This window comes from uncultured Pluralibacter sp. (genome assembly GCF_913775985.1).
Classification (GTDB): Bacteria; Pseudomonadota; Gammaproteobacteria; order Enterobacterales; family Enterobacteriaceae; genus Pluralibacter.
In genome coordinates this window covers 84,518-107,772 of sequence record NZ_CAJYMB010000012.1, presented here as the reverse complement: position 1 = coordinate 107,772, position 23,255 = coordinate 84,518, and the positions used below count along the sequence as shown (strand labels likewise).

Here is a 23,255-nt window from a genome sequence, read left to right as displayed (position 1 = left end):
GCTACCAGTGGGACCGCGCGGACCAGATAGTGCGGCAGATGCAGACGGACGGGACGCCGGCGCTGCCGGAGGAGAAGTACCGTCAGGCGCAGTGGGGGTACGACGCGGCGGGAAGGATGACGCGCAGCGTGCAGCCGGAGGCGGACGAGCGGTTCTGGTGGGGCGCGGCGGACAACCGGACGACGGCGGAGCGGCTGCCGGTGTGGAACAACATGCTGCGGCGCCTCGACGGGGTGGCGCGGGAGTACGACGGTTTTGGCCGGATGACGGTGCGCCGCGACACTCACCGGGACGTAACCCAGCGCTATTCCTGGGACGACGAGGACCGCATCAGCGCTTTAGGTTTCCTGCAGATAAAAGAAGTTTCGACCGAGTGAATAGTCGTCCGTGGTCAAAGACAGGAAAACAAGTTAATTTTGAAACTAAAAATGTAGATGGCGATGTTATTGCTAACGTTCATTTAGATGTCGGGAATTTTTAATTATGCAAAAAAAACAAACCAAAACTGATTTTATATGACATTTCTTCAACGATTTTTGATCCTCTCATTGAGTGGCAACCTGCCTCTCTTGAAGAGACATATGTAGCGATTGACTTATGTATTGGTATGGGCGATGGTGAAAAAGGGAGTAATTATTTCTATGTAACAATTGCCACTCCAGAAGCTTTGAGAAAGCGCGCTCGTAATTTCTTAATAGTAGAGAATAGAGTCATTGTCATTGATTATTTTGACTACTTTTCACTTGTGAAAATAATTGGGGATATACTTGAAAAGTTTATCAAGGAGAGCTGGGATGAATCTTGTTGCATGTTGCAACGTTATTTTTCCTAGGAGTATGAAGACTATCATCATGAAAAATAATGGTTAAGCTGCGGAGCTGAACGGCCTGCCGGAGATGATGACCGACGCGCAGGGCGAAACGGTGTGGCAGGGGGCTGAACACGTATGGGTATGTGGTGGAGCCGCTGACGTGGATGGATCCTCTGGGGTTTATAGATGTTCTAATTTCGTAGATAAAGGTAAATTAACTTCTCACTTTAATAAACATGATGGAGAATTTAGAACAAAAACTGAAGCTAATTATCTGAATATAGGTCGAGACATAATAAATCATGGACATAAAAATCAATATAATTATAAAGGCGAGTTAGGGACCGATTTATGTTCCTTTAATGGATAATACATTTAAAGATGCTACAAAAGTAGATTTTATCGGGGCTAATTCTGAAGGTTATATCACGACTATCCATACTAAAAGTGGGAAGGATATCTGGAAAATTCTTAATGGAGATCCTAAGGATACCGTTAGCAAAACTGTTACAAGAAATATAGATGGATTATAAATATGAAATGCTATGCTAGATTAATATCTTTAAATGATGACATCGAAGAAGAGGCTGTTATATCTTTGGGTGATAGAGAAATATATTGCTTTATTGATAGCGCTCCATATCCATTAATTGAAGGTGTTATATACTTAGTAGATATAGGTTTATCCTTCCTCGACGAAGAGCTGTTGAGTGAGACTGAGGATGCGCACCTTTCTCTCAGAAGGATTAGTGATACGTTTTCATATGAAATTGTTGGTTTTTTGTCTAACAACCAGCTAATCACCGACGGTGTTATTTTCCAAGATGAAATTTTTTTAGAGGGGTTTTCATTTCTCAATTCTAAGTATGTAGCGCTAAAGCCTAATAGAATTAATATTTCTTTTTTATAAATTTATCCGCTGAACACATTCTATGTGGCTGATGTTTTTTTGAGAGAAGTACAACTGGAGTAAAGTTTAATTTCACTTATTCTTTTGTTTTATAAGTCTTATGAATGAACACGCATGATTTTTCTGCTGTGTAATGTGATATTGCTAGCTATTTACGTTACTAACCAATTTTAATTTTATTTAATAACGCTTTTTGACTATGAAAAATATATTATTTAGCCTTGTGAAGGCTGAAATTCTTCATGATCTTCCCAACATTAAAACCAGATAATAAAAGTGTTCATATTAATTCTATGGGGACATGAGGTTCTTAAAATTTATAGGCGTGCTGTCTATGATCTAAAAAGGATATTAAATGGTTTTTATATATGAAGAATAGCATTGAAAAAATAATTTATTTAGAGTGAATGCAACTAATCACACGGTGCCGAAATGCTAACTATTTGCCACATTCATAATTATCCTGAACACCATTTTATATCCACCGTATTAAGCCGGGTGAATTGCAACGACATTGATTGTAAGTTAGTTAAGGTTATAATTTACAAGGTTGAGGATGGCGAATGTATAAACAATTATACCTATTATGCGACAGGCGCGGAAATTGAGGCTATCATACCTGATAACCAAAGTATTGATATTGTCCTTTATGATAGAGATAAAAAGAGAAGAAATAATAATGACAGATTTATTGTTTTAAAGATTAGATCTATTATGACGAAAATGATATGTAAATATTGCCTGGATAATATACTGTGTCGCTTTAGTCATAAGGTTTAACTACTTGAATTAATATTCTGCCTCCCACCACCTCAAAATCCCTACCCGCCACGTCACAATTACCGGCAATCCCCCTCCCCCCACACCAAAAAAATCAACACCCACCCTCTATGTGTCTTTCGATAAATTCGCTAGCCTGTCTGAAGCCAATGGGGATCCTTCCACACCTTTTCCCCGTTTTGCGCGACCCGCCACGATCCCCCGTGGCAATAAAAACGACAGAGGAGGCAACCGTGAGCCCAGCATCCACTTCACCGCACGCGTTAGCGCAGCGCGTGCTTGAGACAGAACCCCAATACATTGATGCGCCGATGACGCCCGCCGCCGCGTTTCTGGTTGTGAAAGTCAAAGACGACAGCGCATCCCTCGACACGGTTCGCTCGGTTATCGCCAGCACTGAGGACCTGATTAAAAATGTTCAGATACGCTCCATTGCGGCGGGCTTCAACTGTAATGTCGGTATTGGCTATCGCGTCTGGCAGAGCCTGACCGGCAAGCCAATGCCCAAAGAGCTGAGGCCGTTTCAGGAGGTGAAAGGCGCGCAGCATACGGCGGTGGCGACCGAGGGCGATTTGCTGTTCCACATCCGCGCCGGCGCGACGGATCTGATTATCGAGTTCGAGAAAATCCTGCTGGATGCCTTTGGTGATGCGATTACCGTCGTTGACGAGGTGGCGGGGTTCCGCTACTTCGACGGGCGCGACCTGCTCGAATTTGTTGACGGTACCGCGAACCCGGTTGGGCATTCACTACCGCAGGCAACCATCGTCGGCGATGAGGATCCCGATTACGCGGGCGGCAGCTATGTGGTTATCCAGAAATACCTGCATAACCTGGCCGCCTGGCGCGCGCAGAAGGTGGAGACTCAGGAGGCGATTATTGGGCGTACCAAGTACGACAACGTCGAGCTGCCGGATGCGGAGGAGGGACAAAAATCCCATAAGACGCTGTGTACGATAGAGGACGAGCAGGGGGAGCACGATATTTTACGCAACAATATGCCCTTTGCGTCACCGGGGCGCGGGGAATACGGCACCTATTTTATCGGCTATTCCCGCCATCTGTGGGTTATTGAGAAGATGCTTGAGCGGATGTTTATTGGCAACCCGCCGCCGCTGCACGATCGGATCCTGGATTTTTCCACGGCGGTGGCGGGGGTGACCTTTTTTGTTCCCGCCCGCAAATTCCTGAGCGATCTGGCCGACTGAGCGCTTATCGCTGCTCTCGTATCTTAGGGCCGGGCGGTATTTCCCGGCTTTAATATCCGGGCGTGAGTCATAACGAGCAGTAAAATCAGGTGATCACCATCGGCCATTCCGGCGGGGTCTGCTGCATGACCTGTACCATCACGTCTTTGATGTTGTTCCACACCGCGGCGAGTTCCACGAGGGTGATGCCGAGCAGGCCGGTGGCGAACCAACAGGCGGCAGCGAGACCGGCGAGGCTGGTGAGCACCGCCAGTCCGGCAAGATCGGATTTACGCAGCTTGATATTCAGGGTACTGGCTAAAAACATCAGCACGGCGCTTACGAGCGGCCAGCGGAGCAGGGCTACGCCGGTAGTGACAGAAACCATGACAAGATCCTCAGAGTGTGCAATTCCCTGGATAGCTCGGCGTTGCGGTATAGCTGCAGGCAATCTGGCTATCGGCGGGCGATAATGTAATACAAAATAGCAGCAGAGCTGACGCTCAATAGTGTGAACTATATCACATTTGTTCTTTTATTCACCAGAGGTGTGCTTAAGGCCTGGCCGCGTTTTTATATGCGGAAAATTACGCTGAAAAGAACAGGTGGGTAAGGTAATACCATTAATAATTCAGGCAGTTATGTGTTCAGGTATTCAGGCGTTGCGCTGCACGATCCGCCGCCGGAAAGGGGTTTCGCAATTAAAGTAACGCCAGCGGCGCTGTATTCATCGTATGATTAAAAAATCGTCCACAAAAATTTACGTTATCGTCAACTCAGCAGACCAGTTTTTTCATTGCAATCCTGCGCAATTAACCGCCGATTGTGCCGCAGTCCGAATCTCCCCGATGTTGGCTAAAAGCGCAAATACCCGGCACGCCGCTATTAAGTGTGTTGCCTGCGGGGAATTATTAATGCAATTTACGTGTCTGTCTGCCGGGTTCAGACTGCATAACAGAGACTTTTAACAGGGATATCCGCTGAGTATGGCAGGCCGTTCGCGATGTAATGCGCTAAATTGTATAGCTATTGTGGTACTGGCCGCGATGCCGGTGCTGTGCGCCTTGTGGCTGGCGCAGGTGCGGGCGGTGACGGAAACCCATAATCAGCACAGCGTGTTGGGGCAGCTGATTCTTAATAAGTCAGAGCGGGTTATTCAACAGATTGGGCTGGCTATCGACAGCGCGTCGGCCTGGCGCGGCCCCGCCTGTTCGCCGCAGCATCAGCAGGATATGCTGAACATCGTGCGCGGTCGGCTGTATGTTGAAGATCTTATTTACGCCCGCGGCCGCCAGTTTATGTGCTCCACCGCCGTTCATCCCGCCGGCCCCTGGACGATGGCGCCCCCCAACTATCACCGGCAGCCTGAAATCTCCATCTACTATTATCGCGACACGCCATTTTATCCCGGCTACCGCATGACCTATATGCAGGTGGGTAACTACGTAGCGGTGGTTAATCCGCTCGCCTACAGCCAGGTGGAGTCGGAAGATGCTTCCCTGATTTTTGGCCTGTACGATACCCGGGCCGACTCCTTTTTTACCCTCAGCGACCGGGCCGACCCGGCGCTGCTGAAATCGCTGGTGCGCGATGACGTGCCGCGGTTTACCCACGACGGTCGCTTCTACACTATTGTCCACTCCGCGAAGCGCCACATCGCTATAATTCTTTCGTCATCCGCCGCGCGCTGCGCGCAGAACTTCCGCTATCAGCTGGCGCTCACGCTGCCGGCGGGCATCATTGTCAGCATCATTCTCCTGCTGCTGTGGGGGCGCATTCGCCAGCGGCTGGCCTCGCCGGAGCGCCTGCTCCAGCGGGCGATCAACAAACGCCAGCTGGCGCTGTACTATCAGCCGATTATCAATATTAAAAATCAGCAGTGCGCGGGCGTGGAGGCGCTGCTGCGCTGGCCCGGCGGGGCCGGGCAGGTGATGACGCCGGACGAGTTTATTCCGCTGGCGGAGCGCGTGGGGCTTATCGAGCAGATTACGGACTACGTCATTAAAGAGGTGTTTATCGATCTCGGCGATTTCCTGCACCGCAATCCGCAGATGTACGTCTCCGTTAATCTGGCGGCTAGCGATTTTCTCTCGTCGCGGCTAATCGCCGTTATTGATGAAAAAACGCGGCGCTACCGGGTCAATCCGCAGCAGATCAAAATTGAAGTTACCGAGCGGGCGTTTATCGACGTGCCGAAAGCGTCGCCGGTTATTCAGGCCTTCCGTCAGGGCGGCTACGAAATCGCGATTGATGATTTTGGCACCGGCTATTCCAACCTTTATAACCTTTACTCCCTCAACGTCGATATCCTCAAAATCGACAAATCCTTTGTGGATACCCTGAGTAACAACAGCAGCCACCTGATTGTCGAGCACATTATTGAGATGGCGCAGAGCCTGCGGCTGAGGATCATTGCAGAGGGCGTGGAAAACGGCGAGCAGGTGAAATGGCTCTACAAGCGCGGGGTGCAGTGCTGTCAGGGGTGGTACTTCGCGAAGGCGATGCCGCGCCAGGAGTTTATTCACTGGCAGCGGCAGTCGGCATCCTGGGTGGCATCGAAAATGGATCAGGCAGAGATCTGATGCCGGTAGTCGCTCGGAGTGCGGTCAAACTCGCGGCGGAAGACGCGGGAAAACGTCTGCTGCGATACGTAGCCTAAATCCATCGCGATATCAAAGATCGGGCGGCGCGTGTTGCGCAGCTCTTCAGCCGCCAGCAGCAGCCGGCGCTGGCGGATGTATTCGCCCAGCGTCTGGTGCGTTACGGTGCGGAACATCCGTTGCAGATACCACTTCGAATAGCCAGATTTCCTGGCGACAACGTCAATATTTAGGGGTTGATCGATATGTTCATCAATCCATTCAACCAGAGTCTGAATAATTTGCTGATGGGACATAAGCGGCCTCTCTCACAATTCTGATTCGTCGTTTCGTCTGCGGGCGAGTATAATTCCTCAAGTTAACTTGAGGTAAAGCGCTTTATGGAAAAGAAATCAACTCGCGTAAAAACGCTGCTCACGCCGGGTGAAGTGGCCCGCCGCAGCGGCGTTGCCGTATCGGCCCTGCATTTTTATGAGAGCAAAGGGCTTATCCAGAGTACCCGCAACGCCGGCAACCAGCGGCGCTACCGCCGCGACGTGCTGCGCTTCGTGGCGATCATCAAGATTGCCCAGCGCATCGGCATCCCGCTCTCTACTATCAGCGACGCGCTCGGCGTGCTGCCGGAAGGGCATAGCCTGAGCCCGAAGGCGTGGAAGCAGCTCTCTTCCCAGTGGCGCGAGGAGCTGGACAGCCGCATTCACACGCTGGTGGCGCTGCGCGACCAGCTCGACGGCTGCATTGGCTGCGGCTGCCTGTCGCACCGCGACTGTCCGCTGCGTAACCCCGGCGATATGCTGGGCGAGAAGGGGCCGGGGGCGCACTTCCCGGAGGAGGAGAGTAAAGGCTGAGCCGCGCCGTGGCGATTATGCTGAAAAATCTCCCGCTCTGTGCTGCGGTTCTATAGTTAGGATTGAAACCAACGGGAGACAGACATGCTGACGCTGCACCACCTTAACCTTTCCCGCTCCCAGCGCGTGCTGTGGGCGCTGGAAGAGCTGCATTTGCCTTACGAGATTGTTCACTACCAGCGCGAGCCCACCATGCTCGCCCCGGCGGCGCTGAAAAAGGTGCATCCGCTGGGTAAGTCGCCGGTGCTGGAAGACGACGGGCAGGTGCTCGCCGAGTCCGGGGCGATCCTTGAGTATTTGCAGGAGAACTACGATCCGGACAGCCGGCTAAAACCCGCTTCAGCGGCAGACAGGATCCAGTACCGCTTCTGGCTGCACTACGCGGAAGGATCGCTGATGCCGCTGCTGCTGATGAAGCTGGTATTTAGCCAACTCGGCAAGCGGCCGGTGCCGGTAGGCCTGCGCACCGTGGGTAAAGTTCTGGGAAAGGGGATACAAAAAGCCTGGCTTGATAAGCAGCTGGCGACCCACGCCGGATTTATTGAAGCGCATCTGGCGGAGCATATCTGGTTTGCGGGGGAGCAAATGAGCATGGCGGATATTCAGATGATCTATCCGGCGTTTGCCCTGCTGGCCCGGGGAGAGCAGGGGCCGCTGCCGCATCTCGAACGCTGGAAGCAGCGGGTCGAAGCGCTGCCGGCCTGGCAAAAGGCGATTGCCCAGGGCGGGCCGCTGGACTTTCCGGGGAGTTAAGCGGGTTGCCTTGAGACGTGGAGAGTGCCACCGGCGCTCTCCACGGGCGACTAGTGCTTGAAGCTGCCGAAGAAGCCGTGCAGGCCGCCTTCAATTAGTGCGCCGATGGTGTGGCCCGCTACGGTGCCGATGCCCGTACCGGCGACACCGCCGACCACGCCGCCGAGTCCGGCGCCAGCGCCGCCGCCGATAATATTACCCGCGACCGGGATCACGGTCCCGATAGCCGCGCCAACGGTGCCGGCAGCGGCTGAGCCGACGCTGGTGCCGATAACGCCGCCGAGCGCCGCGCCGCCAAAGGTCAGAGCGTCCTGAATAAAGCCCGCGCCGCTGACGTCTTCTACTTCATGAACAGTTAATTCCCGCATGATTATTTCCTCATTAATCCATCAATCCCTGCCACGATCAGTGGCTTTTGAAAATGCCGCCGACCAGAGACGTTACGCCGTGCCATACGCCGCCAATGGCGTTTGCGACGCCGTGGACGCCGCTCTGGAGCGTATTGCCAATAAAGCTGCCGATCGCATCGCCGGTATTACGCGCCGGCGCGTCAAGCTTATCGTTGATAAAGCCCGTGATGGCATCGGAAATAAACCCGGCGCCGCTAACGTGCTGAACTTCTGTTTCGCTTAATTCTTTCATACCTGTCTCCTCATAAGAATCGAGAATATAACCCTAAAGGGTTAATACCATAGTCCATTACACAGCTGGGTAGGATATAGCGCAGCAGGGATGTTGAAAATATATCCTGGACAGGCGTGAAGCCTGTCTTTTTGATATCTCTCCCTGGTACGATGAGTTAAGTTTAAAACATATTTGGCACATTGCGACAAGTTAAATTTTTAAATTTTGAGCCTGTCTAAAAATAGGGTTATAAAACATTGGTTTTATTCCCCACTTTCATTGTGAACTGTGCAGAGCGAAGCCTTTTTATTTTTACGGGTATAAACAGGAATAATATATAATCAAATGGAATTAACCTCTGGTCAATTTACAGCACCGCTAAGGTATTATACTCTCAGCAGAATCTCTCAGGTGGAGCGCCGTCTATGTTTCGCAAGGAAGCTCTTGAAAACAGAAAAATGAAATGGAAAGGCCGGGCGATCCTGCTGCCCGGTGTGCCTTTCTGGCTGGTGAGCTCGCTGTGCCTGCTATTTATCATTGCGTTCATCACCTTTATTATTAGCGGAACCTACACCCGGCGGGTCAGCGTTAGCGGCGAAATCAGCAGCTTACCGCGCCCGGTTAAAATATTCTCTCCCGAGCAGGGCTTTATTACCCGCCAGTTTGTGACTGAATCCCGGCACGTTAAGAAAGGGGACCCGCTCTATCAGATTGACGTCAGCAAAAGCACCCGCAACGGCGTCGTTAGCGATAATCAGCAGGAGAATATACGAAATCAGCTTAAGCGCGTTGATGATATTATCGCCAGGTTGAAAGAAAGTAAGAATATTACCCTCGCCTCGCTGGAGAAACAGCGCGCGCTATATAGCGATGCGCTGAAAAACTCTGCCGATATTCTGGCGAAAGCCAAAGAGGGGATCCGGATCATGAAAAATAACATGACCAATTATCAGGATTACCAGCTACGGGGCTTAATCAATAAAGATCAGCTTACGAATCAGGTGGCTATTTACTATCAGCAGCAAAATAATTTGCTGGGGCTCAACGGACAAAATGAGCAGAACGCGCTGCAGATAACCACCCTGGAGAGCCAGATCCTCACCCAGTCGGCGGATTTTGATAACCGTATTTACCAGATGGAGTTCCAGCGCTACGAGCTGGAAAAAGAGATGGCCAATGCCGATGCCAGCGGCGAGATAATTATTCGCGCGCTTTCAGATGGCAGAATCGATTCATTGAGCGTTACTCCCGGCCAGATGGTCAGCCCTGGCAGCAGCCTGCTGCAAATTATTCCTGAAGATATCAGCGGCTATTATTTCGTGCTGTGGGTGCCTAACGACGCGGTGCCTTATATCTCGGTGGGCGATAAGATTAACCTGCGCTATGAAGCTTTCCCTTCCGCCAAGTTTGGCCAGTTCGCCGCCACCATCACTCTGATATCCCGCACGCCGGCCTCTCCGCAGGAGATGCAAACCTACCAGGGCGCGCCGGGCAGCGAGCAGGGCGCGTCGGTGCCCTATTACAAAGTGCTGGCCAGGCCCGCGCTGCAGCATATTCGCTATAACGACAAGCAGATGCCGCTGGAAAACGGCATGAAGGGGCAGGCGACGCTGTTTCTCGAAAAGCGCCGCATCTACCAGTGGATGCTCTCTCCCTTCTACGACATGAAACAGAGCGCGACGGGGCCGGTACATGACCAATAAAACGCCATTTAAACGCCTGCTGTCGCAGCTGGAAACCAGCATTCGCCAGCGCATACCGATGGTGCACCAGACTGAAGCCTCGGAGTGCGGCCTGGCCTGCATGGCGATGGTGTGCGGCCACTTCGGCAAGAATATCGACCTGATTGCCCTGCGCCAGCAGTTCAATCTCTCGGCGCGGGGGGCGACGCTCGCCGGGATTAAAGGTATCGCCGGGCAGCTGGGCATGGAGACTCGCGCCCTGTCGCTGGACATGGATGAAATCAGCGCCCTGAAAACGCCCTGCATCCTGCACTGGGACTTTAACCACTTCGTGGTGCTGGTCAGCGTCAGAGGCAACCGCTTCGTGCTCCACGATCCGGCCCGCGGCCGGCGGGTGGTCGGACAGGCGGAGATGTCGCAGTACTTCACCGGCGTGGCGCTGGAAGTGTGGCCCGGCAGCGAGTTCACTCAGGAAGTGGTGCAGAACCGCCTCAACCTGCGCTCGCTGGTGCGCAGCGTCCACGGCCTGAAAAAGACGCTGGGCAAGATCTTCTGCCTCGCGGTGGTGGTGGAGGTGATCAACCTGATGCTGCCGGTGGGCACCCAGCTGGTGATGGACCACGCGCTGCCCGCCGGGGATCGCGGGCTTCTGACGCTTATCTGCCTCGGACTGCTGTTTTTCATTTTGCTGCGATCGGCGCTTGGCACCCTGCGGGCCTGGACCTCGCTGGTGATGGCCACGCTTATCAACGTTCAGTGGCAGTCCGGCCTGTTTAAGCACCTGCTGCAGCTGCCGCTGGGCTATTTCGAGCGGCGCAAGCTGGGGGATATTCAGTCGCGGTTCGGATCGCTGGATACCCTGCGGGAAACCTTCACTACCAGTATTGTCGGGGCGATCATGGACGGCATTATGGTGGCGGGCCTGCTGGTGATGCTGGTGCTGTACGGCGGCTGGCTGACCTGGGTGGTGCTCGGGTTCACCGCCGTATACGTGGTGCTGCGACTCGTAAGTTACAACTACTATCGCCAGCTGTCAGAAGAGTCGCTGGTGCGCAACGCCCGGGCCAGCTCCTATTTTATGGAGACGCTGTATGGTATCGGCACCGTAAAGATGCAGGGAATGGGCGAGCGGCGCGGCACCCACTGGCTCAACCTGAAGATCGACGCCATTAACTCGGGGATCAAAGTCACCAAAATGGATCTGCTGTTCGGCGGGATCAACACCTTTGTCTCCACCTGCGATCAGGTGGCGATCCTGTGGCTCGGCACCAGCCTGGTGATCGATAACCAGCTGACCATCGGCATGTTCGTGGCTTTCGGCGCGTATCGCGGCCAGTTCTCAGAGCGGGTGGCGTCGCTCACCAACTTTATGCTGCAGCTGCGGATGATGAGCCTGCACAACGAGCGTATTGCCGACATCGCCCTCCACGACCGGGAGCCGAAAAAGCCCGACTTGCCCGGCGCGGCGGCCGGTACCATGCAGCCGCTGTCGCTGGTGACCGAAGGGCTCAGCTTCCGCTACGACAGCCAGTCGCCGCCCATTTTTAGCGCCGTCGATCTGCACATTGCCGCCGGGGAAAGCGTGGCGATCACCGGCGCATCCGGCAGCGGAAAAACCACCCTGATGAAAGTGCTGTGCGGCCTGTTCGAGCCGGACAGCGGCAAAGTCTTCGTGGAGGGCAGCGATATCCAGCTGATGGGCCTGAACAATTACCAGAAGATGATTGGCTGTGTGATGCAGGACGATAAGCTCTTTTCCGGCTCGATCCGCGAAAATATCAGCGGCTTCGCCGAAGAAGTGGACGAGGCGTGGCTGGTGGAGTGCGCGAAAGCCAGCTACATCCACGACACCATCGGCAAAATGCCGATGGGCTATGAAACCCTGATCGGCGAGCTGGGCGAAGGGCTCTCCGGCGGCCAGAAGCAGCGGCTGTTTATTGCCCGGGCGCTGTACCGGCGGCCGGGGATCCTGTTTATGGACGAGGCCACCAGCGCCCTTGACGCGGATAGCGAACGCTTCGTCAATCAGGCCATCCGCCAGCTGCGCATCACCCGCATTATTATTGCGCACCGGGAGTCCACTATCGCCTCGGCGGACAAAGTACTGACCCTGAATGTTGCCAGCTAGTTTAGCGCCTGTTTCATTCTTCTTGATGAGTGGTGAATTTTAGCCAAATGACGCAATCATCGGTTGAAATACCCCTGCCAAAAGCCAGATAATCGTTTGCCTTTTTTGCCGAAGCCTTTCGGCCGCCGGTTTTTATGCCGTTCATGCCGGACGAGGTTTGCTTTGAATACCGTTTTACCTGCGCGGAGCTAAACGTTTGCTTTTTGCGGCACCCCTCGCCGCAATACGGCACATGGAGATGACGTTTAACTGGCAGTGGAGTGTCCACCACGCGGGTAGGGCAACGATAATAACGCTTAGGGGAAGTTTTTATGTCAGTGCCTTCAGCACGCAGCGGCGGTTCGTTAGACGCCTTATTCAAGATTTCAGCGCGCGGCAGCAGCGTGCGTCAGGAAGTGCTCGCCGGGTTAACCACCTTTCTGGCGATGGTCTATTCCGTGATTGTGGTGCCGGGTATGCTCGGCAAAGCGGGCTTCCCGCCCGCCGCCGTTTTCGTCGCCACCTGCCTGGTGGCCGGGGTCGGCTCCATCGCGATGGGCCTGTGGGCAAACCTGCCGCTGGCCATCGGCTGCGCCATCTCGCTGACGGCATTTACCGCCTTTAGCCTGGTGCTGGGCCAGCACATCAGCATTCCGGTAGCGCTCGGCGCGGTGTTCCTGATGGGCGTGCTGTTCACCATTATTTCCGCCACCGGTATCCGCAGCTGGATCCTGCGCAACCTGCCCCAGGGCGTCGCCCAGGGCACCGGTATCGGCATCGGCCTGTTTCTGCTGCTGATTGCCGCCAACGGCGTGGGGCTGGTGATCAAAAACCCGCTGGACGGGCTCCCGGTAGCGCTCGGCCACTTCGCCAGCTTCCCGGTGATCATGTCCCTGATTGGCCTGGCGGCCATTATCGGCCTTGAGAAGCTCAAAGTGCCCGGCGGCATTCTGCTGACCATTATCGCTATCTCGATTGTCGGGCTGATTTTCGATCCGGCGGTGCACTTTACCGGCATTTTCGCCATGCCGTCCCTCAGCGACGGGCACGGCAACTCGCTGATTGGCAGCCTCGACATCGTCGGCGCGCTCAATCCGCTGGTGCTGCCGAGCGTGCTGGCGCTGGTGATGACCGCGGTGTTTGACGCCACCGGCACCATTCGCGCGGTGGCCGGGCAGGCCAACCTGCTGGATAAAGACGGTCAGATCATCAGCGGCGGCAAGGCGCTGACCACTGACTCCCTTAGCAGCGTATTTTCAAGCCTGGTGGGCGCGTCTCCTGCCGCGGTGTATATCGAATCCGCCGCCGGCACCGCCGCGGGCGGCAAAACTGGCCTGACGGCGATTGTGGTCGGCCTGCTGTTCCTGCTGATCCTGTTCCTTTCGCCGCTCTCCTACCTGGTGCCCGCCTACGCTACCGCGCCTGCGCTGATGTACGTGGGTCTGCTGATGCTGAGCAACGTGGCGAAAATCGACTTCGGCGATTTCGTGGACGCGATGGCCGGGCTGATTACCGCCGTGTTTATCGTCCTGACCTGCAACATCGTCACCGGTATCATGATTGGTTTTGCGACGCTGGTGATTGGCCGCATCGTCTCCGGTGAGTGGCGCAAGCTGAATATCGGCACGGTGGTAATTGCGCTGGCGCTGGTGGCGTTTTACGCCGGCGGCTGGGCGATTTAAGCTTTTACAGTGAGTCAGTAAACGGGCGGCCCTGGCCGCCCGTTTTGTTTTTTAGGGCACATCCTGTTGCGTCTGTGCCGCGGGCGCGAGAGTATTATTGCGGAACAACACAGGTTTAACATCGCATACAGGGATAGCATGGAAATCTTCTTCACAATCTTGATTATGACCCTTGTGGTCTCGCTCTCCGGAGTTCTCACCCGCGTTTTGCCGTTCCAGGTGCCTCTGCCGCTGATGCAGATCCTGATTGGCGCCGTGCTGGCCTGGCCGACGTTCGGCCTGCACGTTGAATTCGACCCCGAACTGTTCCTGGTTCTCTTTATCCCGCCGCTGCTGTTCGCCGACGGCTGGAAAACCCCCACCCGGGAATTTATCGAGCACGGCCGCGAAATTCTCGGCCTGGCGCTGGCGCTGGTGCTGGTCACGGTGATCGGCATCGGCTTCCTGATTTACTGGACCGTGCCGGGCATCCCGCTGGTGCCGGCGTTTGCGCTGGCGGCGGTGCTGTCGCCGACGGATGCCGTGGCGCTGTCGGGTATCGTCGGGGAAGGACGGATACCGAAAAAAATCATGGGCATCCTGCAGGGCGAGGCGCTGATGAATGACGCGTCCGGCCTGGTGTCGCTGAAGTTCGCGGTGGCGGTGGTGATGGGCACCATGATCTTCACCGTCGGCGGCGCGAGCCTTGAATTTCTCAAGGTCGCTATCGGCGGTATCCTGGCCGGGTTTGTGGTCAGCTGGCTCTACGGCCGCTCGCTGCGCTTTCTCAGCCGTTGGGGCGGCGACGAGCCGGCGACGCAGATCGTGCTGCTGTTCCTGCTGCCGTTTGCTTCCTATCTGATTGCTGAACACCTCGGCGTTTCCGGCATCCTGGCGGCGGTGGCCGCGGGCATGACCATTACCCGTTCCGGCGTGATGCGCAGCGCGCCCCTGGCGATGCGCCTGCGCGCCAACAGTACCTGGGCGATGCTGGAGTTTGTGTTTAACGGCATGGTGTTCCTGCTGCTGGGTCTGCAAATGCCGGGCATCCTTGAGACGTCGCTGGTGGCCGCCGAGGCCGATCCGAATGTCGAAACCTGGATGCTGTTCATGGACATCGGCCTTATCTACCTCGCCCTGATGGTGGTGCGCTTCGGCTGGCTGTGGACCATGAAGCGTCTGAGCCTGCGTTTCCTCAAGAACAAGCCGATGGAATTCGGCAGCTGGAGCACCCGCGAGCTGCTTATCTCCACCTTTGCCGGGGTGCGCGGGGCGATTACCCTCGCCGGTGTGCTCTCGATTCCTCTGCTGCTGCCGAGCGGTGACGTCTTTCCGGCGCGCTACGAGCTGGTGTTCCTGGCGGGCGGGGTGATCCTGCTGTCGTTGGTGGTGGGCGTGCTGGTGCTGCCGATGCTGCTGCGCCATATGGAAGTGGGCGATCACTCACAGCAGCAGAAAGAGGAGCGCCTGGCGCGTTCCGCCACCGCCGACGTGGCGATTGTCGCCATCCAGAAAATGGAAGAGCGCCTGGCGGCGGACACCAAAGAGAACATCGACAACCAGCTGCTGACCGAGGTCAGCTCGCGGGTTATCGGTAACCTGCGCCGCCGCGCCGACGGGCGTAACGACGTGGAAACGTCGATGCTGGAAGAGAGCCTCGAGCGCCGCTTCCGCCTGGCGGCGCTGCGCTCCGAGCGCGGGGAGCTGTACCACCTGCGCGCCACCCGCCAGATAAGTAATGAGACCCTGCAGAAGCTGCTGCACGATCTCGATCTGCTGGAGGCGCTGCTGATCGATAAGCAGTAATCGCCGCTAATTGTCTGCACTAATGAAAAAGCCTTCTCAGCGAGAAGGCTTTTTTTTCAGGTACCGGCGGGCTAGGAGAGATCGACGTTGCGGCTGCCGAACAGCCAGGTCAGCGCAAACCCCGCGCCGTAGGCAATCAGCAGCCCCGCCGCGTAGACCAGCATTCCGGCGAAGATCCCCTGCCCCGAGGTCATCAGCGGCAGCGACACCAGCCCGGACGGGCCGAACACGGTGTTGAGACCAACGGGCAGCCCCAGCCACGACACCAGCCCGATAAAAAAGCCCCCTGCGGCGCCGCCGATGCAGGCGGTAATAAACGGCTTGAGGCGCGGCAGCGTCACGCCGTAAATCAGCGGCTCGCCGATGCCCAGCAGCCCCGGAATAATCGCCCCTTTGATCTGAGTGCGCAGCACCGCGCCTTTCCTGGCCCGGACGTACAGCGCCAGCGAGGCACCTACCTGGCCCGCGCCGGCCATCGCCAGGATCGGGAACAGCGAGTTAAAGCCCTGGGCGTCCATCAGCGCGAAATAGACCGGCACAAAGCCCTGGTGAATGCCGAACACTACCGCGATCAGGAACAGCCCCGCCAGCAGCGCCGTGCCGAACGGATTGCCGTTAAGGTGCAGGAATAGCCACGACATTCCGCGGAACAGCTCGCCGCCGATGGGCATAATCGCCGTGAAGGTGACGGCGCCGGTAATCAGCAGGGTGATGGCGGAGGTGAGGATCATATCGAGGTCATCAGGGATAATGCGTCGCACCCGGCGCTCGATCCACGCCCCGAGCATGCAGGCCAGCAGCACGCCGATAATATTGCCGCGCGGGTCGATGGCCAGCCCGAAGAAATCCGGCATCCCGGCGTAGTAACCCACGGTGCCGTCCGGCACGTAGCGCAGCACGAACAGCGAGGCAATAATCGCCCCGTTGACCCCGGAGCCGCCGAACGCCTTTTGGGTGTTAAAGCCAATCAGGATGCTGAGAAAGGTAAACAGCCCGGTGCTGAACAGCTTCATGTAGGCAATCAGGCTGCCGAGCCAGCGTGCCTGCACCGCGCCGTCGACGGCGAATATCTGCTGCAGCAGGGTGGCGACGCCCAGCAGCAGGCCCGCGGCGATAAAGCCCGGGATCAGCGGAGTAAAAATGGTGGCGAATTTAGTCAGAAAGTTATGCACGGCGCTGTTCTGCCGGCCTTTCATTTTGGCTTTTTGCTCGCTGGCCTGCGCCTTCAGGCTGGCGCTGGCAGGTGCGGTTTCTGCCCCGGTATCACCATCTTCCAGTAGCGCGCTCATCATCTCGCTGGCGGTCTGGGCTTTCCCCGGCCCGAGAATGATTTGCAGCTGATCGTCGCCGTTAATCACCCCCAGCACGCCGGGCGCGGCTTTCAGCCCCGCGATGTCGGCGGCGTTACGGTCAACCAGCGTCAGGCGCAGGCGGGTCATGCAGTGGCCGCAGAGGCGGATATTATCTTTGCCACCCGAGAGGCGCAGCAGCTGCGCGACGGTGGCCGGGGTGAGCTTTGCCATCGTTAGCGGCTCCCGATGTCCTGAATAGCCTGGCGGATAAAGCCGCGGCTGCTTGAGAGCAGGGCGCGGGCGTCGTCGGCGCTTACGTCCGCCAGCAGCATCACGATAGCGGTTTTGCAGTGGCGATCGCAGGCGTTCAGCGCCGCTTCGGCCTGCGCCGGCGTACACTCGGTGGCCTGCACCACAATATTCACCTGGCGCTGCAGCAGCTTGGCGTTGGTGGCTTCCACGTCAACCATCAGGTTACCGAACACTTTGCCGGATCGGATCATCGCCCCGGTGGTCAGCATGTTGAGGATCAGCTTCTGGGCGGTGCCCGCCTTCATGCGCGAGGAGCCGGTCACCACTTCCGGGCCCACCAGCGGTTCGATGGCGAAGTCCGCCAGCTTGCCAATTTCGCTGCCGCGGTTGCAGGCCACGGCGGCCGTTTTTGCCCCGACGCTGCGGGCGTAGGTCAGCGCGCCAATCACGTACGGCGTGCGCCCGCTGGCGGCAATGCCCACCACCACGTCGCGCTCGCTGAGGGCCAGGTTGCGCAGATCTTGCTCGCCCATTTCCCGGCTGTCTTCGGCGTTTTCTACCGCCTGCAGAATGGCGGTTTTACCGCCGGCAATCAGGCCAACCACCTGTTCACGTGGGGTTCCGAAAGTTGGTGGGCACTCACTCGCATCCAGGATGCCGAGGCGGCCAGAGGTACCCGCACCGCAGTAAATCAGGCGTCCGCCAGCGGCGAACGCGGCGGTAATCGCATCCACCGCGCCGGCGATCGCCGGCAGCTCGGCCTCGACGGCCAGCGCCACTTTCTGGTCTTCGGCGTTAATCACCTTCAGCATCTCCAGCGTTGATAAGGTATCGATATTTTCGCTGGCGGCGTTACGGCTTTCGGTGGTCAGGGCGGATAAATCAATTTTCATGGCAGTCTCGGTCATGGTGGTTGGTTGGAATAATATATTCCAAAACTGGGAGTGTTTAAGTAATTTTTTATGAATATGGCGAGATCTGCGATCCCGGTAGCGGATTGGATACCGTCAGGCCGGCGGCTGCCAGAAGCCTTCGCAGCACTCCAGCCACGCCCGGGCGCTGTGGGAAAGGTAGGCGCCGTCGCGCCAGATCATGCCCAGCGACCAGTGCAGCTCGCTGTTGAGGGGCAGCCAGCGCAGGGTTTTCTTGTCGAGCCGCTCGCAAATAGGCTCCGGCAGCACCGCCACCCCGATACCGGCCTGCACCATTGCCGCCAGGAAGTCCCACTGGCCGCTGCGAACCGCGATGCGCGGAGTAATACCGCGGGCCTGAAACAGCTGCATCAGCTGGCGGTTAAGGGCGAAATCTTCGTTGTAAATCAGTAGCGGATGGGCGGCGAGCTGCTCGGGATCGAGGGTTTTAACCTTCAGCCACTCGCCGGAGCGCGGCACCAGCACGCACAGGGGATGACTGAACAGCGGCAGGGTAGCAAGGCCGCTCTCTTCGTCACCGGGCAGCACGGTCATCGCTACGTCCAGATCGCCATTCATTACCGCCTGCTGCACCGTCAGGCCGCCAAATTCAGAAATTTTTAATTCCACGCCGGGATAGCGCTGGCGAAACAGGCTAATGGGGCCGGCCATCATCATTCCGACCATTGGCGGGATGCCGAGGCGCAGCAGGCCCTTGTGCAAATGGTTGATATCGCTGAGCTCCGCTTCGAGCTGGCGAAACTCGCCGAGAATGGCGAGGCCCCGCTCAAACACTACCCGGCCGGTATCGGTCAGCAGCAGCTTGCGCCCGTCGCGAATAAGCAGGGTACAGTTGAGTTCATCCTCGAGGTTTTTCAGCATTTTGCTGATGGTCGGCTGGGTGACGAACAGCTTCCCCGCCGCGCGGGTAAAGCTCTGCTGGCGTACCACTTCGACGAAATAGCGCAGCGTTCTGATATCCATAATTATTCCTCGGGACTATACCTTTAATGATTTTAATTCATTTCTGCCGCAGCTGGCGCGTCCCTATAATGAAACCCTCCCATCTTTTCAGGAACTCCCGATATGGCCGTGGCCCTGAGGCGCATTGCGCCCGCCTTGCTGCACCGTTTGCTGGTGCCGATTCAGGTTGTGCTGTACGCCGGATTATTTATTTTTGCGCAGCATTTAGTGGACTGGGGACATCTGCCGCTGCCCGCCAATCTGGTGGGGATGCTGCTGATGCTGCTGCTTATTGTTCTTCGCATCGTGCCGCTGGCCTGGGTGCGGGCGGGCTCCCGCTGGCTGCTGGCGGAGATGCTGCTGTTTTTCGTTCCTGCGGTGGTGGCGGTGGTGAACTACGCCCAGCTGCTGATGATCGACGGCTGGCGCATCTTTGCCGTGATTGCTATCAGCACTCTGCTGGTGCTCGGCAGCACGGCGTGGGTGGTGGATAAAGTGTACCGCTATGAAGTGCGCAGGATGAACCGTGAATAATTTTCAGCTCAGTATTCTTTGCCTGGCGATCACCCTCGGGCTCTATTATGCCAACAAGCGCCTCTACCGCCGCTTTCACAAGCTGCCGCTGATGCCGCTGGTCTTTACGCCGCTGCTGCTGGTGCTGCTGCTGGTGTTCGGCCACATCTCCTACCAGAACTATATGGGAGAGGCGCACTGGCTGCTGTGGCTGCTGGGCCCGGCCACCATTGCATTCGCGGTGCCGGTGTATGACAACCTGGCGGTGATCCGCCGCCACTGGATGTCCCTGAGCGCGGGCGTGGTCACCGCGACCGTTGTTGCAGTCACCAGCTCGGTGTGGCTGGCGCGGCTGTTTACCCTGCCCGATGAGATCCAGCGCAGCCTCGCGGTACGTTCGGTAACCACGCCGTTTGCGCTGGCCGCCGCCGGACCGCTGGGCGGCCAGCCGGAGCTGGTGGCGCTGTTTGTGGTGATCACCGGGGTATTCGGCATGGCGGTAGGGGACGTGCTGTTTATGCGGCTGGCTATCCGGGAAGGGATGGCAAAAGGAGCCGGGTTTGGCGCGGCCTCCCACGGCGCGGGCACCGCCCACTCCTACGAGCTGGGGCCCCAGGAGGGGATGGTTGCCAGCCTGGTGATGATGCTGTCCGGGATTGTCACCGTGCTGGCAGCACCGCTGGTGTCGCTGGTTATGTTTTAGCGGATCCGCTGCTTATTTTTAGCTGTCAGTATTTAAATATCCCCATGTTGGGGATATATTAACATCTGGAACAGTGACGAGATAAGCTCATGGATGCGCTCTTCATAGAACTGCCGGCGTTTGAACGCTACCGCGCCGAATACCTTAGTGATGATGACTTTAAAGCGCTACAGCAATTGCTGCTTAAAGATCCTTATTGTGGTGATGTGATTCAGCACACGGGAGGCCTGCGGAAGTTACGATTTGCCGATCCGCGCAGGCACAAAGGTAAGCGGGGAGGTATTCGAATCATCTATTACTGGTACCCTGCTTTGTCTCACTTTCTGCTTTTTACGCTTTACGATAAAGATCAGCAGGATGATTTAACTATCCGGCAGCGTGAAATATTGCACCAGCTTCTGCAGCAGGCAAAACGGAGGACTCGCGATGACTAAGCGCGATATTTTCAGTGAACTACAGGAAGGTATGGAGGCGTGGGATACGTTCAGCGCGGGTAAAAAAACACTGCGCACGCACCGTATCAGCGCTACGGTTCCGGCTATCTCACCGGGCGAACTGATTAAAGTCCGCGAACAGCTTAATTTATCGCAGGCCGTTTTTGCGGGCTACCTGCGCGCAGGCCTCAAAACGTACCAAAACTGGGAGCAGGGTCTTGCCCGGCCTAACCGGCAGGCGGTGCTGCTGATTCGAATGATTGAAAAGAGCCCGTCGGTTTTGTCTCAGCTTGCGGCTATATAAATCACCGCAAGCTGTCTCCTCATCGTCATTCCCCGGCCCCCAGGTCGGGGATAATCTTTCTCTAGTGCGAATGCCCTTTATCAATCCCGATGCCGGTCTGAGAGCGGATAAACTGCGCGCGGAACTGCTCCCGCTCGCGGCGTCCGTCCGCCGTGTTATCGGTGATGGAGAACAGCCAGATGCCGATAAAGGCGATGGCGATGGAGAACAGCGCCGGATACTCGTAAGGGAAAATGGCTTTTTCGTGGCCGAGGATCTGCACCCAGATGGTCGGGCCCAGAATCATCAGGATGATTGCCGTCAGTAATCCCAGCCAGCCGCCGAGCATCGCGCCGCGGGTGGTCAGCTTCGACCAGTACATGGAGAGCAGGATAATCGGGAAGTTGCAGCTGGCGGCGATGGAGAAGGCCAGCCCCACCATAAAGGCGATGTTCTGATTCTCAAACAGAATGCCCAGCAGGATCGCCACGACACCCAGCACCAGCACGGTAATTTTTGACACCCGCAGCTCTTCTTTCTCGGTGGTGCCCTTTTTAAAGACGTTGGCGTACAGATCGTGCGACACCGCCGAAGCGCCCGCCAGGGTCAGCCCGGCCACCACCGCGAGGATCGTCGCGAAGGCCACCGCCGATATAAAGCCGAGGAACAGGTTGCCGCCCACCGCGTCTGCCAGATGTACCGCCGCCATGTTGTTGCCGCCGATAAGCTGGCCTGCCGCGTCTTTAAACGCCGGGTTGGCCCCCACCAGCATGATGGCACCAAAGCCGATGATAAAGGTCAGGATGTAGAAGTAACCCATAAAGCCGGTGGCGTAGAACACGCTCTTGCGCGCCTCTTTGGCGTCGCTCACGGTGAAGAAGCGCATCAGGATATGCGGCAGCCCGGCGGTGCCGAACATCAGCCCGAGCCCGAGGGAGAGCGCCGAGATCGGATCTTTCACCATCCCGCCGGGGCTCATGATCGCCGCGCCTTTCGGGTGAACCGCCATGGCTTCGGCGAAGAAGCGGTTGAAGCTAAACCCGACGTGCTTCATCACCATGAAAGCCATAAAGCTTGCGCCGAACAGCAGCAGCACCGCTTTGATAATCTGTACCCAGGTGGTGGCCAGCATGCCGCCAAACAGCACGTACATCACCATCAGCACGCCCACCAGCACTACCGCAACGTGGTAGTTGAGGCCGAACAGCAGTTCGATAAGTTTGCCGGCGCCCACCATCTGCGCAATCAGATACAGCGCGACCACCACCAGCGATCCGCAGGCAGAGAGCATGCGGATCGGCCCCTGCTTGAGACGGTAGGAGGCCACGTCGGCGAAGGTGTAGCGGCCCAGGTTACGCAGGCGCTCGGCGATCAGAAACAGAATGATCGGCCAGCCCACCAGGAAGCCCAGAGAGTAGATAAGCCCGTCGTAGCCGGAGGTGTATACCAGCGCCGAGATGCCGAGAAACGAGGCGGCGGACATAAAGTCGCCGGAGATGGCCAGTCCGTTCTGGAAGCCGGTGATATTGCCGCCGGCGGTGTAGTAGTCGCTGCGCGAGCGCACCCGGCGCGAGGCCCAGTAAGTGATATACAGCGTCATGGCGACGAAAATCAGGAACATGATGATCGCCTGCCAGTTGGTGGGCTGGCGCTGAACGTCACCGGTGATGGCGTCGGCGGCGCTGGCCGCCAAAGGAAGCGTGGCGACAAGCGCCGTCAGGATCTTTCTCATGGTACTTTCACCTCGCGCAGTACCGCCCGGGTCAGGCGGTCAAACTCCCCGTTGGCCCGCCAGACGTACACGCCGGTCAGGAGAAATGAAATGACGATAACGCCCATGCCGATGGGAATACCGCGGGTGACGCTGGTACCAGGATACAGCGGCGTGCCGAGCCAGCCTGGCGCAAAGGCAATCAGCAAAATAAAGCCGACGTAGACGATAAGCATAATGATCGATAGCAGCGCGGCAAACCGTTGCCGCTTTTCCACAAGCTCCCTAAAGTGCGCGTTATTTTCTATCTGCTGACAAATATCTTGATTCATCACAGCATCTCCAGAGGTCAATCCCCTTTTATGCGAACGGCGGGCGCATCGGGCGCGCCCCCGGCCAACATAGCGGGAGGAAGGGTAGGGTA

General features: G+C 56.6%; 24 protein-coding genes and 1 pseudogene. 16 read left to right on the top strand and 9 right to left on the bottom strand.

What is annotated here, in order from left to right:
- The 5 genes and pseudogenes from QZ766_RS01945 to QZ766_RS01925 form a co-directional block, all read left to right on the top strand.
- Nucleotides 1-377, top strand: a pseudogene (locus tag QZ766_RS01945) (Rhs-family protein); the annotation flags it as partial.
- A gap of 128 nt (nt 378-505) precedes the next feature.
- Nucleotides 506-832: an Imm8 family immunity protein gene (locus QZ766_RS01940; RefSeq protein WP_366509359.1), complete on the top strand. Its 327-nt coding sequence runs from the start codon at nt 506-508 to the stop codon at nt 830-832.
- Nucleotides 833-878: 46 nt separating this feature from the next.
- Nucleotides 879-1,181 (top strand): RHS domain-containing protein, encoded by a 303-nt coding sequence (locus tag QZ766_RS01935; RefSeq protein ID WP_366509358.1) that lies wholly within the window; start codon nt 879-881, stop codon nt 1,179-1,181.
- Between the two features lie 165 nt (nt 1,182-1,346).
- Nucleotides 1,347-1,721: a hypothetical protein gene (locus QZ766_RS01930; RefSeq protein WP_297196673.1), complete on the top strand. Its 375-nt coding sequence runs from the start codon at nt 1,347-1,349 to the stop codon at nt 1,719-1,721.
- A gap of 1,013 nt (nt 1,722-2,734) precedes the next feature.
- Nucleotides 2,735-3,709, top strand: a complete 975-nt coding sequence (locus QZ766_RS01925; protein ID WP_297196671.1) for a Dyp-type peroxidase — start codon at nt 2,735-2,737, stop codon at nt 3,707-3,709.
- 85 nt (nt 3,710-3,794) lie between these two features.
- On the opposite strand, the gene QZ766_RS01920 is transcribed toward QZ766_RS01925, so the two are convergent.
- Complete coding sequence (locus QZ766_RS01920) at nt 3,795-4,076, bottom strand: YjcB family protein (protein ID WP_297196669.1); 282 nt, start codon at nt 4,074-4,076, stop codon at nt 3,795-3,797.
- A 598-nt stretch (nt 4,077-4,674) separates the two neighbouring features.
- Here QZ766_RS01920 and QZ766_RS01915 point away from each other — a divergent pair.
- Complete coding sequence (locus tag QZ766_RS01915) at nt 4,675-6,270, top strand: EAL domain-containing protein (RefSeq protein WP_297196667.1); 1,596 nt, start codon at nt 4,675-4,677, stop codon at nt 6,268-6,270.
- On the opposite strand, the gene soxS is transcribed toward QZ766_RS01915, so the two are convergent.
- The gene (soxS, locus tag QZ766_RS01910) at nt 6,255-6,584 is read right to left on the bottom strand and encodes a superoxide response transcriptional regulator SoxS (RefSeq protein ID WP_297196665.1); all 330 of its coding nucleotides are present in this window, start codon (nt 6,582-6,584) and stop codon (nt 6,255-6,257) included. The genes QZ766_RS01915 and soxS overlap by 16 nt on opposite strands.
- Nucleotides 6,585-6,668: 84 nt before the next feature.
- Here soxS and soxR point away from each other — a divergent pair, with 84 nt between their 5' ends.
- Both soxR and QZ766_RS01900 read left to right on the top strand, forming a co-directional pair.
- The gene (soxR, locus tag QZ766_RS01905) at nt 6,669-7,136 is read left to right on the top strand and encodes a redox-sensitive transcriptional activator SoxR (RefSeq protein ID WP_297196663.1); all 468 of its coding nucleotides are present in this window, start codon (nt 6,669-6,671) and stop codon (nt 7,134-7,136) included.
- A gap of 84 nt (nt 7,137-7,220) precedes the next feature.
- On the top strand, nt 7,221-7,889 hold the full coding sequence (locus QZ766_RS01900) for a glutathione S-transferase (RefSeq protein ID WP_297196662.1): 669 nt from the start codon (nt 7,221-7,223) through the stop codon (nt 7,887-7,889).
- A gap of 50 nt (nt 7,890-7,939) precedes the next feature.
- On the opposite strand, the gene QZ766_RS01895 is transcribed toward QZ766_RS01900, so the two are convergent.
- Both QZ766_RS01895 and QZ766_RS01890 read right to left on the bottom strand, forming a co-directional pair.
- Nucleotides 7,940-8,257: a hypothetical protein gene (locus tag QZ766_RS01895; protein ID WP_297196660.1), complete on the bottom strand. Its 318-nt coding sequence runs from the start codon at nt 8,255-8,257 to the stop codon at nt 7,940-7,942.
- A gap of 37 nt (nt 8,258-8,294) precedes the next feature.
- Nucleotides 8,295-8,531 (bottom strand): hypothetical protein, encoded by a 237-nt coding sequence (locus QZ766_RS01890; RefSeq protein WP_297196658.1) that lies wholly within the window; start codon nt 8,529-8,531, stop codon nt 8,295-8,297.
- A 407-nt stretch (nt 8,532-8,938) separates the two neighbouring features.
- On the opposite strand from QZ766_RS01890, the gene QZ766_RS01885 reads away from it, so the two are divergent.
- The 4 genes from QZ766_RS01885 to QZ766_RS01870 all read left to right on the top strand — a co-directional run bounded on the left by QZ766_RS01885 (nt 8,939) and on the right by QZ766_RS01870 (nt 15,769).
- Nucleotides 8,939-10,216, top strand: a complete 1,278-nt coding sequence (locus QZ766_RS01885; protein ID WP_297196656.1) for an HlyD family secretion protein — start codon at nt 8,939-8,941, stop codon at nt 10,214-10,216.
- The gene (locus QZ766_RS01880; protein WP_297196654.1) at nt 10,206-12,323 is read left to right on the top strand and encodes a peptidase domain-containing ABC transporter; all 2,118 of its coding nucleotides are present in this window, start codon (nt 10,206-10,208) and stop codon (nt 12,321-12,323) included. Before QZ766_RS01885 ends, QZ766_RS01880 begins: the two co-directional genes overlap by 11 nt.
- Nucleotides 12,324-12,634: 311 nt before the next feature.
- The gene (locus QZ766_RS01875; RefSeq protein WP_297196652.1) at nt 12,635-13,984 is read left to right on the top strand and encodes an NCS2 family permease; all 1,350 of its coding nucleotides are present in this window, start codon (nt 12,635-12,637) and stop codon (nt 13,982-13,984) included.
- A 138-nt stretch (nt 13,985-14,122) separates the two neighbouring features.
- The gene (locus QZ766_RS01870) at nt 14,123-15,769 is read left to right on the top strand and encodes a Na+/H+ antiporter (RefSeq protein ID WP_297196650.1); all 1,647 of its coding nucleotides are present in this window, start codon (nt 14,123-14,125) and stop codon (nt 15,767-15,769) included.
- A gap of 71 nt (nt 15,770-15,840) precedes the next feature.
- On the opposite strand, the gene murP is transcribed toward QZ766_RS01870, so the two are convergent.
- From murP to QZ766_RS01855, 3 genes are all read right to left on the bottom strand, one after another.
- Nucleotides 15,841-17,292 (bottom strand): PTS N-acetylmuramic acid transporter subunit IIBC, encoded by a 1,452-nt coding sequence (murP, locus tag QZ766_RS01865; RefSeq protein WP_297196648.1) that lies wholly within the window; start codon nt 17,290-17,292, stop codon nt 15,841-15,843.
- Nucleotides 17,293-17,294: 2 nt separating this feature from the next.
- A complete protein-coding gene (gene murQ / locus QZ766_RS01860; RefSeq protein ID WP_297196646.1) occupies nt 17,295-18,221 on the bottom strand; it encodes an N-acetylmuramic acid 6-phosphate etherase in 927 nt (308 codons plus the stop codon).
- Nucleotides 18,222-18,320: 99 nt separating this feature from the next.
- Entirely contained in the window at nt 18,321-19,208 is an 888-nt protein-coding gene (locus QZ766_RS01855; protein WP_297196645.1) for a LysR family transcriptional regulator, read from the bottom strand.
- 102 nt (nt 19,209-19,310) lie between these two features.
- Here QZ766_RS01855 and QZ766_RS01850 point away from each other — a divergent pair, with 102 nt between their 5' ends.
- The 4 genes from QZ766_RS01850 to QZ766_RS01835 all read left to right on the top strand — a co-directional run bounded on the left by QZ766_RS01850 (nt 19,311) and on the right by QZ766_RS01835 (nt 21,141).
- Nucleotides 19,311-19,721, top strand: coding sequence for a CidA/LrgA family protein (locus tag QZ766_RS01850; RefSeq protein WP_297196643.1), 411 nt, complete (start codon nt 19,311-19,313; stop codon nt 19,719-19,721).
- A complete protein-coding gene (locus QZ766_RS01845) occupies nt 19,714-20,403 on the top strand; it encodes an LrgB family protein (protein ID WP_297196641.1) in 690 nt (229 codons plus the stop codon). Before QZ766_RS01850 ends, QZ766_RS01845 begins: the two co-directional genes overlap by 8 nt.
- An 89-nt stretch (nt 20,404-20,492) precedes the next feature.
- Entirely contained in the window at nt 20,493-20,837 is a 345-nt protein-coding gene (locus QZ766_RS01840) for a toxin (RefSeq protein ID WP_297196639.1), read from the top strand.
- On the top strand, nt 20,830-21,141 hold the full coding sequence (locus QZ766_RS01835; protein WP_297196638.1) for a type II toxin-antitoxin system MqsA family antitoxin: 312 nt from the start codon (nt 20,830-20,832) through the stop codon (nt 21,139-21,141). The genes QZ766_RS01840 and QZ766_RS01835 overlap by 8 nt, the downstream gene beginning before the upstream one ends.
- A gap of 61 nt (nt 21,142-21,202) precedes the next feature.
- Here the strand turns inward: QZ766_RS01835 and actP are convergent, their stop codons facing one another.
- The gene (gene actP / locus QZ766_RS01830; RefSeq protein ID WP_297196636.1) at nt 21,203-22,852 is read right to left on the bottom strand and encodes a cation/acetate symporter ActP; all 1,650 of its coding nucleotides are present in this window, start codon (nt 22,850-22,852) and stop codon (nt 21,203-21,205) included.
- Entirely contained in the window at nt 22,849-23,163 is a 315-nt protein-coding gene (locus QZ766_RS01825; RefSeq protein WP_297196634.1) for a DUF485 domain-containing protein, read from the bottom strand. The genes actP and QZ766_RS01825 overlap by 4 nt, the downstream gene beginning before the upstream one ends.
- Nucleotides 23,164-23,255 lie beyond the last annotated feature (92 nt).